The organism is Actinocatenispora thailandica, from assembly GCF_016865425.1.
Lineage (GTDB): Bacteria > Actinomycetota > Actinomycetes > Mycobacteriales > Micromonosporaceae > Actinocatenispora > Actinocatenispora thailandica.
The window spans coordinates 5,810,348-5,829,760 of record NZ_AP023355.1 but is presented as its reverse complement, the minus strand read 5'-3'; the positions used below and the strand labels follow the sequence as shown (position 1 = coordinate 5,829,760).

At 73.5% G+C, this 19,413-nt stretch carries 17 protein-coding genes; 9 read left to right on the top strand and 8 right to left on the bottom strand.

All coding sequences use genetic code 11. The features are described from left to right. Positions 1–9: 9 nt before the first annotated feature. Positions 10–1,095 (bottom strand): CdaR family protein, encoded by a 1,086-nt coding sequence (locus tag Athai_RS25990; protein WP_203963931.1) that lies wholly within the window; start codon positions 1,093–1,095, stop codon positions 10–12. A gap of 315 nt (positions 1,096–1,410) precedes the next feature. Next, positions 1,411–2,304 (bottom strand): DUF72 domain-containing protein, encoded by an 894-nt coding sequence (locus tag Athai_RS25985; RefSeq protein ID WP_203963930.1) that lies wholly within the window; start codon positions 2,302–2,304, stop codon positions 1,411–1,413. Positions 2,305–2,419: 115 nt separating this feature from the next. Between Athai_RS25985 and Athai_RS25980 the strand changes: the two genes are divergently transcribed. Together Athai_RS25980 and guaA are read left to right on the top strand one after the other, a co-directional pair. Next, on the top strand, positions 2,420–3,019 hold the full coding sequence (locus Athai_RS25980; protein ID WP_203963929.1) for a hypothetical protein: 600 nt from the start codon (positions 2,420–2,422) through the stop codon (positions 3,017–3,019). 238 nt (positions 3,020–3,257) lie between these two features. Next, positions 3,258–4,826, top strand: coding sequence for a glutamine-hydrolyzing GMP synthase (gene guaA, locus Athai_RS25975; protein ID WP_203963928.1), 1,569 nt, complete (start codon positions 3,258–3,260; stop codon positions 4,824–4,826). A 141-nt stretch (positions 4,827–4,967) separates the two neighbouring features. Here guaA and Athai_RS25970 read toward each other — a convergent pair whose 3' ends face one another. Further along, positions 4,968–5,174: a PspC domain-containing protein gene (locus Athai_RS25970; protein WP_203963927.1), complete on the bottom strand. Its 207-nt coding sequence runs from the start codon at positions 5,172–5,174 to the stop codon at positions 4,968–4,970. Between the two features lie 169 nt (positions 5,175–5,343). Here Athai_RS25970 and Athai_RS25965 point away from each other — a divergent pair, with 169 nt between their 5' ends. Both Athai_RS25965 and Athai_RS25960 read left to right on the top strand, forming a co-directional pair. Further along, positions 5,344–6,258, top strand: a complete 915-nt coding sequence (locus tag Athai_RS25965) for an NUDIX hydrolase (RefSeq protein WP_203963926.1) — start codon at positions 5,344–5,346, stop codon at positions 6,256–6,258. Positions 6,259–6,508: 250 nt separating this feature from the next. Continuing rightward, entirely contained in the window at positions 6,509–7,417 is a 909-nt protein-coding gene (locus Athai_RS25960) for a CDP-alcohol phosphatidyltransferase family protein (protein WP_420829843.1), read from the top strand. A 207-nt stretch (positions 7,418–7,624) separates the two neighbouring features. Here Athai_RS25960 and Athai_RS25955 read toward each other — a convergent pair whose 3' ends face one another. Together Athai_RS25955 and Athai_RS25950 are read right to left on the bottom strand one after the other, a co-directional pair. Beyond that, the gene (locus tag Athai_RS25955) at positions 7,625–8,278 is read right to left on the bottom strand and encodes a response regulator (protein ID WP_203963924.1); all 654 of its coding nucleotides are present in this window, start codon (positions 8,276–8,278) and stop codon (positions 7,625–7,627) included. Further along, positions 8,275–9,414 carry a sensor histidine kinase gene (locus Athai_RS25950; protein WP_203963923.1) on the bottom strand — a complete coding sequence of 380 codons (1,140 nt, stop codon included), beginning with the start codon at positions 9,412–9,414 and terminating at the stop codon, positions 8,275–8,277. Before Athai_RS25950 ends, Athai_RS25955 begins: the two co-directional genes overlap by 4 nt. Before the next feature lie 166 nt (positions 9,415–9,580). Between Athai_RS25950 and Athai_RS25945 the strand changes: the two genes are divergently transcribed. Both Athai_RS25945 and Athai_RS25940 read left to right on the top strand, forming a co-directional pair. After that, a complete protein-coding gene (locus Athai_RS25945) occupies positions 9,581–10,084 on the top strand; it encodes a nitroreductase/quinone reductase family protein (RefSeq protein WP_203963922.1) in 504 nt (167 codons plus the stop codon). Further along, a complete protein-coding gene (locus Athai_RS25940) occupies positions 10,081–11,379 on the top strand; it encodes an FAD-binding oxidoreductase (protein ID WP_203963921.1) in 1,299 nt (432 codons plus the stop codon). The genes Athai_RS25945 and Athai_RS25940 overlap by 4 nt, the downstream gene beginning before the upstream one ends. A gap of 225 nt (positions 11,380–11,604) precedes the next feature. Here the strand turns inward: Athai_RS25940 and Athai_RS25935 are convergent, their stop codons facing one another. The 3 genes from Athai_RS25935 to Athai_RS25925 form a co-directional block, all read right to left on the bottom strand. Then, a complete protein-coding gene (locus Athai_RS25935) occupies positions 11,605–12,864 on the bottom strand; it encodes a phosphatidylserine decarboxylase (protein ID WP_203963920.1) in 1,260 nt (419 codons plus the stop codon). A 195-nt stretch (positions 12,865–13,059) separates the two neighbouring features. After that, on the bottom strand, positions 13,060–13,290 hold the full coding sequence (locus Athai_RS25930) for a hypothetical protein (protein ID WP_203963919.1): 231 nt from the start codon (positions 13,288–13,290) through the stop codon (positions 13,060–13,062). Continuing rightward, positions 13,287–14,810 carry a PspC domain-containing protein gene (locus Athai_RS25925; protein ID WP_203963918.1) on the bottom strand — a complete coding sequence of 508 codons (1,524 nt, stop codon included), beginning with the start codon at positions 14,808–14,810 and terminating at the stop codon, positions 13,287–13,289. Before Athai_RS25925 ends, Athai_RS25930 begins: the two co-directional genes overlap by 4 nt. An 883-nt stretch (positions 14,811–15,693) precedes the next feature. Between Athai_RS25925 and Athai_RS25920 the strand changes: the two genes are divergently transcribed. The 3 genes from Athai_RS25920 (at position 15,694) to Athai_RS25910 (ending at position 19,319) form a co-directional block, all read left to right on the top strand. Continuing rightward, positions 15,694–17,007 (top strand): ATP-binding protein, encoded by a 1,314-nt coding sequence (locus Athai_RS25920; protein WP_203963917.1) that lies wholly within the window; start codon positions 15,694–15,696, stop codon positions 17,005–17,007. Continuing rightward, positions 17,000–17,653, top strand: coding sequence for a response regulator (locus Athai_RS25915; RefSeq protein WP_203963916.1), 654 nt, complete (start codon positions 17,000–17,002; stop codon positions 17,651–17,653). The genes Athai_RS25920 and Athai_RS25915 overlap by 8 nt, the downstream gene beginning before the upstream one ends. Before the next feature lie 466 nt (positions 17,654–18,119). Beyond that, entirely contained in the window at positions 18,120–19,319 is a 1,200-nt protein-coding gene (locus Athai_RS25910; RefSeq protein WP_203963915.1) for a thioester domain-containing protein, read from the top strand. Positions 19,320–19,413 lie beyond the last annotated feature (94 nt).

The following is a 19,413-nucleotide window of genomic DNA, read 5'->3' as shown; positions in this document are numbered from 1 at the left end:
GGAATGGACTCATCGGCAGTGCAGCCGCCAGAAGATCAGGGCCGTTCTGGCCCGATACCGCCCCACGGCCGTGCCGAGGTTCATGCCGAGTTGGGCGCCGAGTGCCTGCGCTCGGTAGTTGACGCTGCTGTGGTGCATGTGCGCCGAAGTGGCCGCTTCGCGTAGCGAGTTCGATGCGCAGATGACGTCGAGCAGGTCGAGGTCCTCCTTGCCGCGGCGACCGGCGGCGACCGCCCCCACCGCCCGCACATCCGCGAGTTCCCTGATCCCGTCACGGTCGAGCCCGTCGAGCGCGAGCAGGCATCCCAGGTCGGCGGTGTCGATCAGCGCCGGCCAGCTCGGTGACATCGCCGCGAACCGCAGGCCGCGATGGGCGGAGCGCCACGAGACGTCGGCGTGCTCGACTGGCACGGTGGGGCCGACGCAGCCGGTGGTGCCGTCCGGCAGTGTGATCGACGTCGGCAGCGGCGACCCGATGACCGCCGCGTCGGTCCCGCTCAGGGCGGCGAGGACGACGAAACCCGCGAACGCCGCACGCAGCTCCGACATGCGGTTCGAAAGGTCGGCGCAGGCAACGACGACGACCCTGACCTGCTGACCGGCCCGGAATCCGAGCAGTTGGGCGGCCCGGCTGGCGTCGGGCTCGGAGATCCCACCACCGAGGAGGTACTGCACGATGGCGGGGTCGGTCGGCCCGGAGACCAGGTTGCGCTCGGGGGGCCGCCGCCTGGCGTGGGCGGCGGCGATCGCCAACGCCATCCGCTCCATCACCAGATCGTCCCAGTCGCGCTCCAGGTCGCCCTCGGCGCGCGCGAGCCAGACTCGCCCGATCACCTCGTTGCCGTGCACGACGGGCCGGGAGATCGTTTTCGCGCCGGTCTGCTGAGCCGGCCGTCCGGCGGGTGTCATCGCGCACGCGACGTCGTGCACGTCGTCCTCGGCGCCGGCCGTCGCCTCGGCCATCACCGCGGTGGCGCGGGTCACCGCTTCGATGTCGGCGTCGTGCCGGGTCAGTTGGTCGAAGAACTCGATGATGCGCAGGGCGCGTTCGGCCGCGGAGTCGATCGTCGAGACCCATCGCAGCAGCCCTTGCATGCGGGCACTGTAGCCGTCGGAGCTGCGCACGGAAGGCTTCGCGGGTGTGGGCGTCGGATGCGGGTCGGGCCCGCGCGAGATTTCTCGGGTGCCGGCGGCTGCCGGATTGGGGGCGGTCTGCCGATGATCGACGAGTCACGGTGACGCTGTCGGGTTAAGCGCTCACTGGTGCGGTATGCGGGCTTCTGGCGGACCGACCCCGCGTCGTCGCCGCCCTGCCGTCACGGTCGTTCTGGGTCCTCCCAGGCGGCCGGCGACATCGAGACGGGCTGCTCGGGTCGCGAACGTCGGCCGTCGCGGTGGTCGCCTCGACGGTCACGGGAGGGCGACGGAGGCGTGTTCGGCTTCGAGCAGTTCGGTCAGGCGGGTCGCGTTGGTCTGGGCGTAGTCGCGGTAGCAGTTGTTCAGCAGGACGTAGGTGCGGTCCGAGTCGTCGGCGAGCCGGGCCAGCCGCGGCGCCCACTCGGCGAGTTCGGCGTCGGAGTAGTGGTAGCCGAACTTCTGGTGGATGTCCTTGCTAGTCCACTGTGAACTGTGGCCATGGAAGCGCATCACCGAGATCGGTGCGGTGGCGCGCAGCACCGGCGGTACCGAGGAGCGGTGGCCCTGCGGCATGTCGACTGCCACGTACGGGATCTCGTTGCGGGACAACAACTCCAGCGTCTCGTCGGCGTTGTCGCCGTCGAACCAGCTGGCGTTGCGCAACTCCACCAGTGCCGGGATCGGTGCGCACCGGTGCGCGCACTCCAGCACGAACTGCTTGTTGTCGCGCCGGATGGTGAACCACGGCGGGAACTGGAACAGGATCCCGCCGAGCTTGCCGGCCTGCACCAGCGGGTCCAGCGCGGAGAGGAACCGGTCCCAGCAGTCCTCCAGGGCCTGCGCGGGCAGGTCCTTCGGGTACACGTTGCGCTTGTCGGTGTCCGGCCGCAGGTCCTTGTAGATCGCCGACACCCGGGTCGGGTGCCCGGTCAGCAGGCTGAACGCCTTGATCGTGAAGGTGAACCCGGCCGGCGTACGAGCGGCCCAACTGCTCGCGGTGCGCTCGGCCGGCGGCGTGTAGTACGTGGCGTCCACCTCGACCAGCGGGAACCGGCTGGCGTAGTAGCTCAGTCGCCGCTCCGGGTTGTCGGCCGAGGCCGGGTACCAGCCGGAGTCGAGCAGCGTCCGGTCGGTCCAGGACGCGGTCCCCACCCGGATCTCCCCCATACCCGACAGTTCACCGCGCCGGGCCGGCGCCGGCAACCGGAACCGCGGTCACGGCCTGGTATCGGACCGGTTGCGTCCGGTGTCCCGCCTCGCGTCGCGCCGATACCCTGCCGGTATGCGTCCGACTGCTCGCGCCCTTGGTGTCCTTGCCGCCCTTGGCCTGGCCGCGGCCGGTCTGACCGGCTGCGGGTCGACCACGACCGAGGTGCGCGCGCCGGCGTTCACCGTGCCCACCCCGCCGCCGCTGGAGCAGCAGGGCCGGCCGGGGACCGCGGGTCAGGCCAACACGTTCCTGAGCGGGTGGGTGGCGGGTTTGGGCCGGGCCAGCGACCCGGACACCCGCCGGGCGTTGGAGGACGCCTGTCACCAGGACGAGAGCTGCCTACGCCTGGTAGCCGTCGCGGCCACGCTACCGAAACCGAAACAGGACCAGTACTTCCAGAACTGGGCGGTCGGCGTCGCCGGGACGGTTCGCGCCGACCCGAAGCATCCGAAGAGCTGGTCGGTGGTGATCCGACCGACCTGGCGCAGTTTCGACAAGCCCTACCTGGGTCGGTACGACGGCTGGACCACCCGCACCCCGGTGCGGGCCCGGCTGGAGCTGGTGGGCAAGGACGTGCAGGACGACTGGCGGCTCTGGCTCACCCCGCTGCCGAGCGGTACCCACATCGACGGGTCGGCGCCGCTGTCCAGGCCGAAGTACGGGGACATCTGACCGGCCGCCGCGGCAGGGCGCCGTGCTCGGCGCCGCGCCGGCCGCTGTGCTCGGCGCCGCGCCGGCCGCTGTGCTCGGCGCCGCGCCGGCCGCTGTGCTCGGCGCCGTGCCGGTCACCGTGCTCGGCGCCGTGCAGGCCAGGCACCGCGACCTGGCGCCCGGCGGAGTGCGGGCCGGGCGGGGCCGCCTGGATGCGCCCGGCGCCGGGTCGGTCCGGCTCGCTGGCTACGCTCGGACCATGGAAAACACGCCACGGGCCGGTGTGCCGCGTCCGGTGCTGGTCGTCGACTTCGGCGCGCAGTACGCGCAGCTGATCGCGCGGCGGGTGCGCGAGCTGCAGCTCTACTCCGAGATCGTGCCCCATTCGGCATCGGTGTCCGAGCTGCTCGCCCGGGACCCGGCCGCGATCGTGCTGTCCGGCGGCCCGGCCAGCGTGTACGCCGAGGACGCGCCGGGCGTCGACCCGGCCCTGTTCGACGCCGGGGTGCCGGTGTTCGGCATCTGCTACGGGTTCCAGGCGATGGCCCGCGCGCTCGGCGGCACGGTGGCGCAGACCGGCCGGCGCGAGTTCGGCGGTACCCCGCTGGTGGTCGATACGCCCGGCGCGGTGTTGGCCGACCTGCCGGCGGAGCAGTCGGTGTGGATGAGTCACAACGACGCGGTGACGGTGGCGCCGGGCGGTTTCGCGGTGACCGCGCACTCGGCCGGCGCGCCGGTCGCGGCGTTCGAGAACACCGCGCAACGGCTCGCCGGCGTGCAGTTCCACCCGGAGGTGGCGCACACCCCGCGCGGTCAGGACGTGCTGCGCCGCTTCCTGTTCGACGTGGCCGGGCTGACCCCGAACTGGACCACCGGTTCGGTCATCGACGACCAGGTGGCCGCGATCCGTGCCCAGGTGGGCGACGCGGCGGTGCTGTGCGCGCTGTCCGGCGGGGTCGATTCGGCGGTCGCCGCGGCCCTCGTCCACAAGGCCATCGGCGACCAGCTGACCTGCGTGTTCGTCGACCACGGGCTGCTGCGTGCGGGCGAGGCGGAGCAGGTCGAACGCGACTACGTGGCCGCCACCGGGATCAAGTTGAAGGTCGTCGACGCGGCCGAGACGTTCCTCGGCCAGCTCGCCGGTGTCACCGACCCGGAGCAGAAGCGCAAGATCATCGGCCGCGAGTTCATCCGTACCTTCGAGGCCGCCGCCCGCGAGGTCGCCGCCGCCGAGGGCGTGCAGTTCCTGGTGCAGGGCACCCTCTATCCGGATGTGGTGGAGTCCGGTGGCGGCACCGGCACCGCCAACATCAAGTCGCACCACAACGTCGGCGGGTTGCCCGACGACCTGGCCTTCACCCTGGTCGAGCCGCTGCGCACGCTGTTCAAGGACGAGGTGCGGGCGATCGGCGCGGAGCTGGGGCTGCCGACCGAGATGGTGCAGCGGCACCCGTTCCCGGGGCCCGGCCTGGCGATCCGGATCATCGGCGCGGTGACGCCGGAACGGCTGGCCATGCTGCGCGCCGCCGACCTGGTGGCCCGCGAGGAACTGACCGCCGCCGGGCTGGACGGCGAGATCTGGCAGTTCCCGGTGGTACTGCTGGCCGACGTGCGCTCCGTCGGGGTGCAGGGCGACGGTCGCACGTACGGGCATCCGGTGGTGCTGCGCCCGGTGGTCAGCGAGGACGCGATGACCGCCGACTGGGCCAAGCTGCCGTACGAGGTGCTCGCCCGCATCTCCACCCGGATCACCAACGAGGTGCCGGAGGTCAACCGGGTCACCCTGGACATCACCAGCAAGCCGCCGGGCACCATCGAGTGGGAGTGACCCCCGGACAGGGGGAGACCGGGGCCGCGTCCGGCCCCGGTCGGTGGGGGTGGGGCTCTCGCCGAACTGCCGGCGCTCCGCGACCGGAGCGTCGGCGCTCCGGGGCGAGCGGCCGGAGCGTCAGCTCTCCGGGGTGGAGCGTCAGCTCTCCGGGATGAACAGCGCCGCCGCCAGGTACGCGATGACCAGGGTGCCGCCGGTGAACAGCGCGCCCAGTACCACCGCGATGCGGACCAGCGTCGGGTCGACGTCGAAGTACTCGCCGAGGCCACCGCAGACGCCGACCACCTTCCGGTCGGTACGGCTGCGCAGCAGTCGCCGATAGGTCGTGTCGGTCTGTGTCGTCATCGAGGCCGCCTCCCGGCTCATCGTCGGTTCCTGTCGGATGCGATAGGAACTAGGTATGCCTCCACGGTGCGGTACGAGCCGCCCGAGCGGCATCGGGTGCGACCCCTGGTCGCACCCTGACCCGCGACCCTGATCCCGGGGGGCGGCACGGACCCGAGACGGAGGCGGCGTGCAGGCTCGACGAATCGGCGCGTACGGAGTGCTCACGGACGGCGCGGGTCGGGTGCTGTTGACCCGTTCGTCCGCGCTGTCCGACGTCGTCGGCACCTGGTACCTGCCGGGCGGCGGCGTCGAGCACGGCGAGGCCCCGGCCGACACGGTGGTACGGGAGGTCGCCGAGGAGACCGGCCTGCGGGTCGCGGTGACCGGGGTGCGCGACGTGGTGTCCGACGTGCTGGCCATCCCGGCCCGCGGCCAGCGGTTGCACACCGACCGGGTGCTGTACGACCTGCGGCTGCTCGGCGGTGCACTGCGCGCCGAACCGTCCGGCACCACCGACCTGGTGCGCTGGGTGGCGCCGGACGAGCTTCCGGCGCTGCGGCTGATGCCGTTCGTGGCCCGGGCGCTGGGGCAACCGGTCCGGGCCCCGTGGGTACGGCCGGATCTGCCGCCGGCCGAGCCGGCGCCGGCGCCGGGCGGGTCGCCGCGGGGCCAGCGGTTCGCCGCCTACGCGGTGGCCACCGACCCGGCCGGCCGGCTGCTGCTGACCCGCATCTCGCCCGGGTACCCGGGCGCCGGCCGCTGGCATCTGCCCGGCGGCGGTGTCGACCACGGCGAGCAGCCCGGCCAGGGGCTGCTGCGGGAACTGCGCGAGGAGACCGATCAGCTCGGCGTGCTGGGGGAGCTGCTCGACGTGTCCAGCCACCGCGATCCGGCCGCGCTCGGGCCGGAGGGGTATCCCATGGACTGGCACGCGGTGCGCGTACTGTATCGGGTCCAGGTGCCGGAACCGACCCGACCCAGGGTGATGGACCCGGACAACTCGACCGACGCGGCCGAGTGGTTCAGTCCGGCACGGATCGCCGACCAGGCGGTCACCGATGTGGTACGACGAGCACTCGAAGCACTTCCGTCGTCACGCTGAGCATCACCCAGCGTATTTCTCATCCGCAGGCATATGCAGTGGTTCGTCACTCTGTCGGCTAGAGTGACCGATCACTGGCATCGCCAAGGCATGTACTCGTATGCCATGGTGTAGGACGCGCGCCGGGCGGCCGCCGACGAGGCGGGACCAGCCGACCCGGCGAGGAGGAGACTTCGTGCCGACAAGCCCTTGGCGTCGCCGCCGTGTGACGGACAGTCCACGGCCCGGCGGTCGCCGCATCAGCCGAGGTCTGCGCCGCGGCGGCTCGCTGGCCCGGCGAGTGCTCGTCGGGCAGCGCTCGTACGAGCCGACCGCCACGATCCGGCGGCCGGACGACGCGCCCCGCGACGGCCAGCACCGCACCATCGGCACGATCGTGCCGCCGCGCCCCGAGGCGGCCGCGCTGGCGCTCCCGCCGGTACCGGTCGAGCCCGGGTTCGAGTCGACCGCGCCGCGGGTGCCGCGGCTGCTGCCGGGCGAGCACACCCTGCGCCGCCGGGTCGGTTTCCTGCTCGCCAACGGCTGCACCGTGGCGAGCCTGCTGCTCGGGGTCACCTCGATCTTCCTGGCCATCGCCGGCGACCTGCGGATCGGGGCGCTCTGCCTGGTCGGCTGCGTCGTCTTCGACGGGCTGGACGGCGGTGTCGCCCGCGCGTTCGGCGTGTCCAGCCCGTTCGGCGCGCAGATGGACTCGATGGCCGACATGTGCTCGTTCGGCATCGCCGCACCGGTGCTGGTGTTCCGCTGGCTGTCCGACGACACCCCGCTGTACGTGCTGGGGCCGGCCTGCGCGCTGATCGCGGTCTGCGCCGCCATCCGGCTCGCCCGGTTCAACGTGTCGCCGAAGGACGGCTGCTACTTCTCCGGCATCCCCACCACGATCGTCGCGTGCATCCTGGCGCTCGGCTGCCTGCTGCACCCGCACCACGGCGCGCCCATCGTGGCCAGCATCGCGGTGCTGGCGCTGCTGATGGTCACCACCTTCCCGTACGCGAAGCTGGCCCAGCTACGGCGGCTGCCGCTGTGGCTCGCCATCGTCCCGGTCGCCGGCGCGCTGCTCGACCTGAGTACCACGTTCCTCGCGCTGGTGGCGATCTACCTGCTGTCCGGCCCGGCCATCTGGCTGCTGCGGCGTCGGCGCACCGCCAGCCCGGCCTGAGCCGCCGCACCACCAGCCCCGTCCGAGCGGGACCGCCCGAACCGGGTGCCCGGGCCGCGCACCGACCGAGTGGTGCGGCCCGGCGGCACCCGGCCCGCGGTGCTCGAACGGCGACCCGGGCCGCGGTGCTCAGACGGCGACCCGGGCCGCGGTGCCCAGACGGCGGCCCGGCCCGCGGTGCTCGAACGGCGACCCGGGCCGCGGTGCTCAGACGGCGACCAGACCCGACTGGTACGCGAAGACGACGAGCTGCGCGCGGTCCCGGGCGCCGAGCTTGGTCATCGCCCGGCTCACGTGCGTCTTCGCCGTCGCCGGACTGATCACCATTCGGGCGGCGATCTCGTCGTTGCTCAGCCCGTACGCCACCAGCGTCACCACCTCGCGTTCCCGGTTGGTGAGCACACCCAGCCCCTCGGCCGGCAACGCGTCGGCCGGCCGGGAGACGAACTCGGCGATCAGTCGGCGGGTGATCGCCGGTGACAGCAGGGCGTCGCCGCGGGCCGCGACCCGCACCGCGGTCAGCAGCTCGGCCGGCTCGGTGTCCTTGAGCAGGAACCCGCTCGCGCCCGCGCGCAGCGCGGTGAAGACGTACTCGTCCAGGCCGTAGTTGGTCAGGATCACCACGCGCACCGCGGCGAGCCGCGGGTCGGCGACGATCCGGCGGGTCGCCTCGATCCCGTCCAGCACCGGCATCTGCACGTCGACCAGGGCCACGTCCGGTACGTGCTCGGTGGCCCGCGCGACGCCCTCGCTGCCGTTCGCCGCCTCCGCCACCACCTCGATGTCGTCCTCGGCGGACAGCAGCGCCCGCAGGCCGCCCCGGATCAGCGCCTGGTCGTCGACCAGCAGTATCCGGATCATGCCGGCTCCCGCAGCGGCAGCTCGGCGCGCACCGCGAAGCCACCGTCCGGGCGCGGCGCGGCCGACAGGGTGCCGCCCAGCGCGGTCACCCGCTCCCGCATGCCGAGCAGCCCGATCCCGGGGTTCGGAGGCGCATCCGGGGTGGCGCAACCGTCGTCGGTCACCTGCACGACCAGGCTGTCCGGCAGCCGCCGGATCTCGACGGTCGCCGCCGACGCCCGCGCGTGCCGCCCGGTGTTGGTCAGCGCCTCCTGCACGATCCGGTACGCGGCACGGTCCACCGCGGCCGGCACCTGCCCGGCCGTGACGTCCCGGTGCAGCGTGACCGGCAACCCGGCCGCCACCGAGCGGCCCACCAGGTCGGGCAGCGTGTCCAGGCCGTTGCCCGGCTCCGTCGCGTCGGTACGCAGCGCGCCGAGGGTGGCGCGCAGCTCCCGGTTGGCGTCCCGGCCGGCGTCCTGGATCGCGGTCAGCGCCTCCGGTACCGGCTCGCCGCGCTTGTTGGCCAGGTGCACCGCCACCCCGGCCTGCATGGCGATCACCGAGATGCTGTGGGTCAGCGAGTCGTGCAGTTCGCGCGCGATGCGCAGCCGCTCCTCCGCGGCGCGGCGGTGGGCGGTCTCCTCGCGGGTACGTTCCGCGTCCGCGGCCCGCTCCTCCAGCTGCCGCAGGTTCGCCTGGAACTGCCGGCGCGCGGCGCCCATCGCGGTGGCCGCCACGATCCACCCGAGCAGCAGGAACGCGGACTGCGAGGCCTGCCGTACGGACTGGCCGGCGAGCACCCAGACCACCGCGCTCAGTGCCAGCGCGGCCACCGGCACCAGCGCGATCCAGCGCCCGCCGGCCCGTACCGCGGAGAACAGCGCGACCAGCAGCGGCAGCGAGATGCCGTACCCGGGGTAGTCGAAGTCGAAGTAGACCGCGATGCACACGGTCGTGAGCACCACGACCGTGCCCGGCAGCCGGTGCCGGGCCAGCAGGCTCGCCGAGGCCAGTACCGGCAGCGCGTAGCCCAGCGCGTCCAGCGCGGTGCGGCCGGGCGGGGCGATCAGCGCCGCCACCGTCGCCACCGCCGCGACCGCGAGCACCAGGGCGGCCTCCTGGCCGCGCCGGCCGGCGGCACCCGTGGGACTCATGCCCGAACGGTAGCCGAGCGGCTGGCCCGGCACGTCCTCCGGCAAGCCGAGACGCCGGCTACTCCCGGCGTGGTAGCCGGCACCGAACCCTGCCGCCGGCCGCGCAGCCGCCGGTGTCATCCCTCGCCCGACGACACGACGCGCCGCCCCGGCCAGCATCGACGGCATGAACACGACACCGCTGCGGACATCGGCCGGCACCCGCCGGGCACGCTCGCCGGGGCACCCGCGTACCACCGTCAAGGACCGACTGTTCCATCTCTCGACCGCGCTGCACCGGCGGATCTTCCGGGCCACCAGGGGCCGGGTCCTCGGCCGCGCGATGGGCATGCCGGTCGCCGAACTCGTCACCGTCGGCCGCCGTACCGGCCGGGAACGCGGCACGATGCTGGCGGTCCCGGTCCTGGACGCCGACCGGGTGGTGCTGGTCGCGTCGTTCGGCGGTGACGACCGGAATCCGGCCTGGTTCCTCAACCTCCGCACCAACCCCTCGGCGCGGGTCACCGTCGCCGGGTCGACCCGCCGGGTGACCGCGCGGACCGCGACCGGCGCCGAACGCGCCGAGCTGTGGTCGCGCATCGTCGAGCGCTACGCCGGCTACGCGCGCTACCAGCAGCGCACCGAGCGGGAACTTCCGATCGTCGTACTCGAAAGCGGGAGGCAGGCATGACGATGCAGCTGGACGGGGAGATCGTCGGCCCCGGCGACCCGGCGTACGACGAGCTGCGGCGCACGTTCGCGCACCGCGGGCGGCCGGAACTGATCGTCCGGTGCCGCAGCGCCCGGGACGTCGCCGCCGCCCTCGACCACGCCCGTACCCACCGGCTCGCGGTGTCGGTGCGCGGCGGCGGCCACCACGCGGCCGGCTTCGGTACCAACGACGGCGGGCTGGTCGTCGACCTGTCCCCGCTGGACGCGATCGAACTGCTCGACCGCGACCGGCGGCTGGTCCGCATCGGCGGCGGCGCCACCTGGGGGCCGGTGTCCACGGCGCTCGCCGGGCACGGGCTGGCGCTCAGCTCCGGCGACACCGCTGACGTCGGGGTGGGCGGGCTGCTGCTCGGCGGCGGCATCGGCTGGCTGGCCCGCCGGTACGGGCTGGCGCTCGACGCCATCGTCGCCGCCGAGGTGGTCACCGCGGACGGCTCGATCGTGCGGGCCAGCGACACCGAGCGGCCGGACCTGTTCTGGGCGCTGCGCGGCGGGGGCGGCAACTTCGGCGTGGTGACCGCGTTCGAGCTGGTCGCGCAGCCGGTCACCGAGGTGGTGTTCGGCTCGGTGCGGTTCCCGGCGACGAGCGCCGCCGACGTGCTGCGGCAGTGGGCCCGGCATGCCGCCGCGGCCCCGGACGAGCTGACCACCGCGGTCAACCTGCTGCCCGGCGACGCCCCGGTGACGGTACAGGCCTGTTACGCCGGCGGTGACCCGGCAGCGGCGCGATCGGCGCTGCGCCCGCTGCTCGGCGCCGCACCGGAGCTGTCCGACGACCTGCGCACCATGCCGTACCCGGAGATCCTCGCCGACATGCCTGGCCTGCCGCCCGGATTCCGGTTCGTACTGCGCAGCGCGTTCGTTCGCCGGATCACGCCGGACCTGATCGAGGAGCTGGTCGCCGCGGCGCCGACGACGGCGGTGAACGTGCGCGGCCTCGGCGGCGCGGTGGCCCGGGTGGCACCGGACGCCACGGCGTTCGGGTACCGGGACAGCGCGGCCCTGGTCACCCTCGCGCTGATGGGCGACGCGGAGACGGTGCAGCGGGCCACCCCGGCGTTGGCCGAGACGTGGCGCCGGATCGAGCCGTTCACCACCGGTACCTACTCGAACTTCGGCACCGCCGACCAGCCCGTCGACGCCGCCTCGAGCTACCCGGCGCCGACGCTCCGGCGGCTGGCGGAGGTGAAGCGGGAACTCGACCCGGGCAACGTGTTCCGGCACAACTACAACATCGCCCCGGCCCGGCCCTGACTCGCGCCGCCACCGGCCGTGAGTCGGCGGCGACCCTGCCGCTGGGTCCGTCGGCGCGGTGGCTCCCGCCGTCGCCGCCGCCCGGCGCGGTACCCGGGTAGTCGCCGCCGGCCGGTGATCCTGGTTGCGGACCCCGGCCGGCGGGCGGTGCTAGGGCGTGTCTTCATGGCTCCGCCCGGGCGAACGGGCCCGGCGCAGCCGGGTGGCTGGCCATGAAGACCCGGCCTAGCTCGGCTGCCAGCGGGCGATGACGGTGGCGCCACCGGCCACCTTGTCGCCCGGCGCGACGACCGCCTCGGCGGCCCCGGCCGGCAGGTACACGTCGGTGCGGGAACCGAACCGGATCAGCCCGAACCGCTCGCCCCGGGCCAGCAGCCCGCCGACCGGCGCCCGGTGCACGATCCGCCGAGCGACGAGCCCGGTCCGCTGGGCCACCACGACCGGCCCGTGCGCCGTCTCCAGCACCGTGTACGCGGCGACGTTGTGCTCGGCCGCCGCCTTCATCGCCGGTGCGTAGCCGCCGGTCTCCCGGAACACCTCGATCACCCGGCCGGCCACCGGCGCCCGGTTGATGTGCACGTCCAGCACGGACAGGAAGACCGCGACGCGCAGCCAGTCGCCGTCGCCGACACCGAACTTGTCGTCGTGCAGCTGCTCGACGCCGAGCACGGTGCCGTCGCTCGCCGCGACCACCGCGTCCGGATCGTGCGGTGTGCTGCGCTGCGGGTCCCGGAAGAACGCCGCCGCCGGCACCGCCGCGAGCGCCGGCACCAGCCACAGCTTCGAGGACGGCCGGGCTCGCTTGGCCAGCAGGGCGAGCCCGAGGCAGGCGACGCCGGCGGCGACGCCGTTCGAGTCCAGGTGCATCCCACCGGTCAGCGGTACGCTGCTGGGCCGCGTCACCGGTGCCAGCCGCTCGGCGAGTGCCGGTTCGGCCGGGGTGAACCGCAGCCGGTGCACCCGCAGCGCCGGACGGTGCCGCAGCAGCAGGTCGGAGCCGACACCGTGCCGTTCGGTCAGATCGGACAGTTCGGCCGCGGCCGGATCGGTCATCCGGGCGGCGGTGGCCACCACCAGGATGCCGCCCGGCGCCAGCAGCTCCCGCAGCTCGGCGAGCAGCCCGGCGACCGCGGCGGCCGGACCGGCCAGCGGCTGCGCCACGATCACCACGTCACACGGCTTCGCGTCGGCGAGCGAGTCGACGATCTCCACCTGGTCCGGCCGGCCGGCGGCCACCTCGGCGACGTGTGCCGGCGCCTCGATACTGCCGGCGTCGGCGAGCACCGTCAGGTGATCCTCGGCGGCGAGCGCGTCCAGCGCGCCGGCCAGCACCGGTGAGCCGGCCGGCACCCCGACCAGCAGCGCCGACTTCGGTCCCGGATGGCGGGTCAGCTCGGCCAGCAGCGCGCGGGCCAGCCGCCCGCTCGGCCGGGTGGTGCGCAGCGGCAGCGCGTCGCGGCTCGCGCCGGTGCGGCTCGTGGTCATGCGACGGGTGCTCCGTCCTGATCGGCGTGCCTGACGCTGCCACCGTACCTGTGTGCCGCGCCACGGCCCGCGGTCAGGTGCCGCACCCGGTACCGATCCGGGGTCTCGTCGCCCACCGCCCGGGGCCCGTCGGCTTCCGGGGCCGGGGCCCGTACGCCGCCGCGGGCCGGGCCACCCGGCCGCGGCGGCGTACGGTCACGGGTTCTTGTTCCGGCCGACCCGGACCGCGGCGAACAGGCCGATCGCGCCAATCACGATCAGCGACAGCGCGAGCAGCCAGCCGAACGGCAGCCGGATCGAGGACACCTCGGCCACCAGCCACCAGCCGCCCGCGCCGAGGAAGATCAGCCCGAAGACGAGGGAGAGTACGTCGGTCGGGTGCGGCGCCAGCCCGCGTCGCCGCTCGGTGTCGTCCTGCTGGTTCACCTGGTCACCTCCACATCGCCGGCGTTGTCCTTGATCCGCAGGTCCAGGATGCCGCCGCCGCGCCCGTCCGGCCCGAGGTCGGTCCGTTCCTGGGTCTTGTTGTGCGGGCTGTCCACCGGCTGGCCGAACAGCGTGGCGTCACCCAGCCCGGGCTCCAGCGTCACCGTGACGTCCACGTTCGGCGGCAGCAGGACCTTCACGTCGCCGACCGAGTTGTGCACGCTGACCGCCTCGTGCTGCCCGGCGAAGTCCACATTGGACAAATCGAGGGTGGCGTCGCCGACCGAACCGGTGTAGTCGGGCCGCAGTCCCTGCACACTCCGCGGCACCCAGACGTGATCGCCGGGGGAGAACTCCCGGGACCTCGACGGCCCTTCCCAGTGCGCGTTCTCCGAGACCCAGGCGATCGGTAGCGCCAGCGCGAACACGCAACCCAGGATGATCAGCCAGCGGGCCCGGCCGCGCCAGGCGCCGAACACCAGGCCGCCGCCCAGCACCACCAGACCGAGCGCGAAGAACGCCGATGCCGGTACGTGCAGCCCGGCCGCGGCGAGCACCGCGAGTGCGCCGATCGCGAGGCACAGGACGAAGAACGTCAGCCGGCCCAGGATCGACTTCTGCTTCGGCGGCTTCGGCGGCTTCCCCCGGTACTGCGGGGGCGGTGGCGGCGGTGGCAGCATCCCACCGATCGGCACCTCGCCGGCGCCGAGCGGGCTCGCGGTCCGCGGGCCGTACGGGCCGTGCGGCGCGAACGGCGGCCGGTAGCCCGGCTGCTGCGCCGTGGTCGGCGGGACCGTGTAGTTGGGCGTCACCCGGTAGCCCGCCGCGGTCGGCGGGGCGCCGGTCGCGGCGGGTGCCGCCGCCATCGCCGGATCCGGCGTCGGCCGGTCCGCGCCGCTCGGCGCCGTGGCACCGGACGGTGCGGCGGAACCGGGTGCGGCCGGGTCACCGTCGGTGGGGCGCTCCTGGTTGCGCCGGGTCAACACCACGGCCACCACCACGGCGACGCCCATCATCAGCACCATGGCCCGGAACCCGCTGTTGAACACGAAGAACACCAGCCCGATGCCGATCACCCCGAGCAGCACCGTGAGCACCGGCGACGTCGCGGAGCGGCCGCGGCCGACGAGCGACTCGACCGGCGCGACCTGGTCGTCCTCGCGCGGCATGCACAGCCAGCCCACCACGTAGGCGAGCAGGCCGACGCCGCCGAAGAACACCAGCACGGTGAGGATGACCCGCCACAGCACCGGATCGGTGCCGGTGGCCCGGCCGATCCCGGCGCAGACGCCGGCCACCTTCTTGCCCTGTACCGGCCGGATCAGCTGGTGCCGCCGGGCGAACCCGGTGATCGGCGGCGGTTCGTCCGCCCAGCCGGCACCGGACCCGCCTGGTGGCGGTGGTGGCGGTGGTGGCGGCGGACCCCCGTCGAACTGGCCGGCCGGCGGCGGCTCGGCGCCGAGGTGCGTGGTCGGCGACTCGTCCGCGGCCGTGCCGAACGCCGGCTCCTCGCCCGCCACCCGGTAGCCGGCGGGAACGTCGTCCTCCGGCTCGCCGGCCGCGCCACCCCCGGCGCGGTGGCGTCCGTCGAGCCGGCGTCGGACGGCTCGGCCGGGCTCGTCGAGCCGGCGGCCGGCGGCGGCGTCGGATCGTCGCCGGCCGGTGCGGCCGGCGGCATCGGATCGTCGCCGGCGGGTACGGCCGGCTCGCGGCCGTCGCCGGGCTCGGTCTCGCGGCTCATCGGCGCCCCTCCTGTCCCGGAACGCGTCGCCCCGCCGAACCTCGGCCGGGTGCTCTGTCACACGCCCTGGTCCTCATGGCCTCGATCGTGCCCGCTGCCGGTCGCACCAGCATCGGGGCCGCGACCCTGAGTCGACCCTGACCTGTACCGACGCGAAGGTCCGGGGTCGACCCGGTGGCCAGCCCGCGCCCCGCGTGTGAGGATCGATTTCGATGACATGACCGCTGTGCCAGCGTGAGGAGTCGGACATCAGCCACCCGACCGGGCCCGCATCCGCCGATCCGCGGCGGCAGGGTGAGCAGTCGACGGCGCCCGCCGCCGGCGATGCCAGGCTGGGGCCGTATCCGCCGCGTTGGGCGGCACAGCAGCAGCCACCGCCGGTACCGCCGGGAACGCCCGGTTCCGGCACCGGTCGCCCGGCCTGGTGGGGTCGTGGCCGGCCCTCCGGCCGGCCACGACCGGGTGCGTCCGGACAGTGGGGGAGCCAACCGGTTCAGGCCCAGCCGAGCCAGCCCCAGCCGAGCCAGCCCCAGCCGAGCCAGCCCCAGCCGCAGCCGCAGCCCCAGGGCCGGCCGACCCAGGCGCAGGCTCAGGGGCCGTGGGCGCCGGGCGGGGCGACGCGGCAGCTGCCGGCCGGCTGGCCCACCACCCCGATGCCCGCGATGGCGCCGAACTGGCGGCCGCCGGTGGTTCCGCCCCCGGCCGCTCCGGCACCGACCGGACCCCGGTTGTACCGGTCGGCCAACGGGCGCGCGCTCGCCGGTGTCGCCGCCGGCATCGCCAAGCACCTGCGGGTTCCGGTGCTCGCGGTGCGGATCGTGTTCGTCGTCCTGCTCGTCGCGTACGGGCTGGGCGCCATCCTCTACGCGGCGTTCTGGGCGGTGCTGCCGGTCGACCGCAGCACCCCGCCGAGCCGCCGCGACGTGGGCCAGCTCTCCGCGCTGGCCGCGCTCGGCATCGGCCTGGTCACGCTGCTCGGGATGGCCGGTTGGGGCGGTACCGCGTTCCTGATCGGTCTGCTGGCGGCGATCGTCGCGCTCGGTGTCGGGGTGATCTGGCACCAGGCCGACCCCGACCGGCGGCGCCGGATGGAGGACGCCGGCGTTCCGGACGTGTCGAAGGTGCCGGTGCTCGGCACCCTGAGCGGCGCGCTGGGCGACCGGCGGTCGATGATCCTGCGGTTCGGCGGCGGTGCGCTGCTGGTCGCCGTCGGCATCATCGGCCTGGTCGTGGTCACCTCCGCACTGGCCGGCGCCCAGATCAGCTGGACCGCGCTGTTGAACGGGTTGCTGTTCGCGCTGCTCGCGGTGCTCGGCATCACCGTGGTGTTCGGGCCGATGCTGTGGCGCTCGGTCGGCGCGCTGCGCACCGAGCGGGAGGCCCGGATCCGGGAGACGGAACGGGCCGAGATCGCCGCGATGGTGCACGACCAGGTGCTGCACACGCTCGCGCTGATCCAGCGCAACTCCGGTGACGCGCGGGAGGTGGCGCGGCTCGCCCGCGGGCAGGAACGCAGCCTGCGCAACTGGCTGTACAAGCCGACCGCGTCGCCGGCGGAGAAGCTGTCGGCGGCGCTGGAGGAGGCCTCGGCCGAGGTCGAGGACACGTACGCGATCGGGGTGGACACGGTCGTCGTCGGGGACGTGGACGTCGACTCGGACGTCGCGGCGCTGGCCGCGGCGGCCCGCGAGGCGATGGTGAACGCCGGCAAGCACGCCGGCGTGGAGACCATCTCGCTGTACGCGGAGATCGAGCCCGAGCAGGTCAGCGTCTTCGTCCGGGATCGGGGCGCCGGCTTCGACCTGGCCACCGTGCGGGATGATCGGCATGGGGTGCAGGGCTCCATCATCGGTCGGATGCAACGGCACGGCGGCCGGGCGGAGATCCGCAGCACCCCGGGCGAGGGCACCGAGGTCCGGCTGTACCTGCCGCGCCGGTCCGACGAGGGCACGAACAAGGAGAGCGGGCATGACTGACGAGACCCGGCCGCTGCGGGTGTTCCTGGTCGACGACCATGCCATGTTCCGCGCCGGGGTGCGGGCCGAACTCGGCACCCGGGTGTCCGTGGTGGGCGAGGCGGCGACGGTGGCCGAGGCGATCTCCGCGATCGCCGCGCACGAGCCGGACGTGGTGCTGCTGGACGTGCACATGCCCGACGGCGGCGGTCGCGCCGTGCTGGAGGCGATGCGCAAGACGCACCCGCAGGTGAAGTTTCTCGCCCTGTCGGTGTCCGACGCCGCGGAGGACGTGATCGGGCTGATCCGGGCCGGCGCCCGTGGCTACGTCACGAAGACCATCTCGGCCGAGGAGCTGGCCGGCGCGATCCGCCGGGTCGCCGAGGGGGACGCGGTGTTCAGCCCCCGGCTGGCCGGGTTCGTGCTGGACGCGTTCGCGGCCCGGCCGGACCAGCCGATCAGCGATCCGGAGCTCGACCAGCTGACGAACCGGGAGCGCGAGGTGCTGCGGCTGCTCGCCCGCGGCTACGCGTACAAGGAGATCGCCAAGGAGCTGTTCATCTCGATCAAGACGGTCGAGACGCACGTCTCCAACGTGCTGCGCAAGTTGCAGATGTCCAACCGGTACGAGCTGTCCCGGTGGGCCGCCGACCGCCGCCTGGTCTGACCTCGACCGGGCCGCCGGCCGGCGCACCGGGATGGGTTGGCCGTATCCACCAGTGTCGATACCTCGGATGAATTGATCCGATTCCGCCTTTCCCCGAGGAGTCGGCAGCGTCGGTTTCCCGCTTTTCGCCGTGCCGCATTCCCTGGTTTCCACAATGGACGATCTGCGCTTTGCCGGAGATGGTGACCATCTGTGTGATTGTTCGTGCCACTCCGCAACGCCATATCGTGTGTGGTGGTTGCTGACGATCGCTGTGAACTAGGTCCCCTACGTTGGGTCTTGTTCCAAACACGGGATTCGCGTATGGTCTGGCTCGCTTTTCCCTTTTTTCCAGCAGAGCTGGTGGCCTCTGCGCGATGGACGTCGTGCCGGGGCGGCCGAGATCCCTCAACCTGACACCCCATGCCCGGCTGGCCGTTCGGCCCGGCCGGGCGCTCCATCCCTCAAGCGCAGAGGAAGGCAATCAGTGTTCGCAGGAAAGAGCCGGCGTAGAGGCTTCGGCCTGCGCGCCGCGGTCGTGCTCGCCGCGACCGGCGCCCTCGTGTTCGGTGGCGCCGCCGCCGCTTCCGCCAAGGGTGACGACGGAACGAAGTCCGGCCCCGCGACCTTGTCGGACTCGTCCCTTCCGGCCGGCGGAGCGAAGATCGGCTACCAGGGCGATCAGGTCGCGGTGACGACCAGCAAGGGCAAGGCGGACGTCGTCGAGATCACGCTGCAGTTCTCCAGCGGTAAGCCGAAGCTCGCCTACTGCATCGACTACAGCCACACTGCCGGTGGCAAGGGCTCGCAGTACGACGCCGGCGCCTGGGACGGCGCGAACGTCAACAACCTGACCAAGATCCAGTGGATCCTCACCAACAGCTTCCCGAACAAGAGCGCCGCGGACGTCCTGAAGGACGCCAAGGTGAGCGACACCAGTGCGCTGAAGTCGGCTGAGCTGGACGCCTACGTTGGCACCCAGACCGCCATCTGGAACTTCAGCGACGGGGTGAAGCTGACCGGCATCGGCGACGGGCTCTCGCAGGCCGACCAGGCCGCTGCCACCGCGGTGCACGACTACCTGGTCAAGAACGCGCAGGACGCCAAGGAGCCGGCGGCCCCGGCGGTGTCGATCACGCCGCAGCAGGCCACCGGCCACGTCGGTGACAAGGCCGGCCCGTTCACCGTGCACGCGACCAACGTCAAGGACGTCGTCCTGGCCGCCGACAACGGGCAGATCGTCGACGCCGACGGCAAGCCGGTGACCTCGCCGTTGCACGACGGTGACCAGTTCTGGGTGAAGACCGACTCGACCGGCACGGTGTCCGTGACCGCGAACGGTTCTGGCGTCCTGCCGACCGGCTCGGTGTTCATCATGAAGGGCGACAACGCGAAGGTTCACCACCAGAAGCTGATCCTGGCGAACACCGCGAGCAAGAAGGTCGGCGCGAAGGTCACCGTGACCGTGACCGCGCAGCCGTCGGCCAGCCCGAGCAGCCAGGCGCCGTCCGCCTCGCCGTCGGAGTCGACCGCCGCGCCGGCCTCGCCGAGCGCGTCCGGCACCGCCGGTGGTGGCCTGCCGGTGACCGGTACCTCGCTGCCGATCATCATCGGCGTCGCGCTGGTGCTGCTCGTCGGTGGTGGCGCGGCCGTCTTCGTGGCCCGTCGTCGTCGCCTGACCAGCTGATCCGACTGACGTCAGAGAAACGGCGCCCCGGGCAACCGCCCGGGGCGCCGTTTCGTTCCGGTTTTCGGATGGCGTCTCGCCTGGGCCGCGCCCC

What these genes read in the sequence shown, in the direction of transcription:
- Athai_RS25955 (WP_203963924.1), bottom strand. Translation starts at nt 8,278, where the DNA reads ATGATCCGGATACTGCTGGTCGACGACCAGGCGCTGATCCGGGGCGGC.
- Athai_RS25920 (WP_203963917.1), top strand. Translation starts at nt 15,694, where the DNA reads ATGGCGCCGAACTGGCGGCCGCCGGTGGTTCCGCCCCCGGCCGCTCCG.
- Athai_RS25980 (WP_203963929.1), top strand. Translation starts at nt 2,420, where the DNA reads ATGCGTCCGACTGCTCGCGCCCTTGGTGTCCTTGCCGCCCTTGGCCTG.
- Athai_RS25950 (WP_203963923.1), bottom strand. Translation starts at nt 9,414, where the DNA reads ATGAGTCCCACGGGTGCCGCCGGCCGGCGCGGCCAGGAGGCCGCCCTG.
- guaA (WP_203963928.1), top strand. Translation starts at nt 3,258, where the DNA reads ATGGAAAACACGCCACGGGCCGGTGTGCCGCGTCCGGTGCTGGTCGTC.
- Athai_RS25935 (WP_203963920.1), bottom strand. Translation starts at nt 12,864, where the DNA reads ATGACCACGAGCCGCACCGGCGCGAGCCGCGACGCGCTGCCGCTGCGC.
- Athai_RS25915 (WP_203963916.1), top strand. Translation starts at nt 17,000, where the DNA reads ATGACTGACGAGACCCGGCCGCTGCGGGTGTTCCTGGTCGACGACCAT.
- Athai_RS25970 (WP_203963927.1), bottom strand. Translation starts at nt 5,174, where the DNA reads ATGACGACACAGACCGACACGACCTATCGGCGACTGCTGCGCAGCCGT.
- Athai_RS25990 (WP_203963931.1), bottom strand. Translation starts at nt 1,095, where the DNA reads ATGCAAGGGCTGCTGCGATGGGTCTCGACGATCGACTCCGCGGCCGAA.
- Athai_RS25945 (WP_203963922.1), top strand. Translation starts at nt 9,581, where the DNA reads ATGAACACGACACCGCTGCGGACATCGGCCGGCACCCGCCGGGCACGC.
- Athai_RS25985 (WP_203963930.1), bottom strand. Translation starts at nt 2,304, where the DNA reads ATGGGGGAGATCCGGGTGGGGACCGCGTCCTGGACCGACCGGACGCTG.
- Athai_RS25940 (WP_203963921.1), top strand. Translation starts at nt 10,081, where the DNA reads ATGACGATGCAGCTGGACGGGGAGATCGTCGGCCCCGGCGACCCGGCG.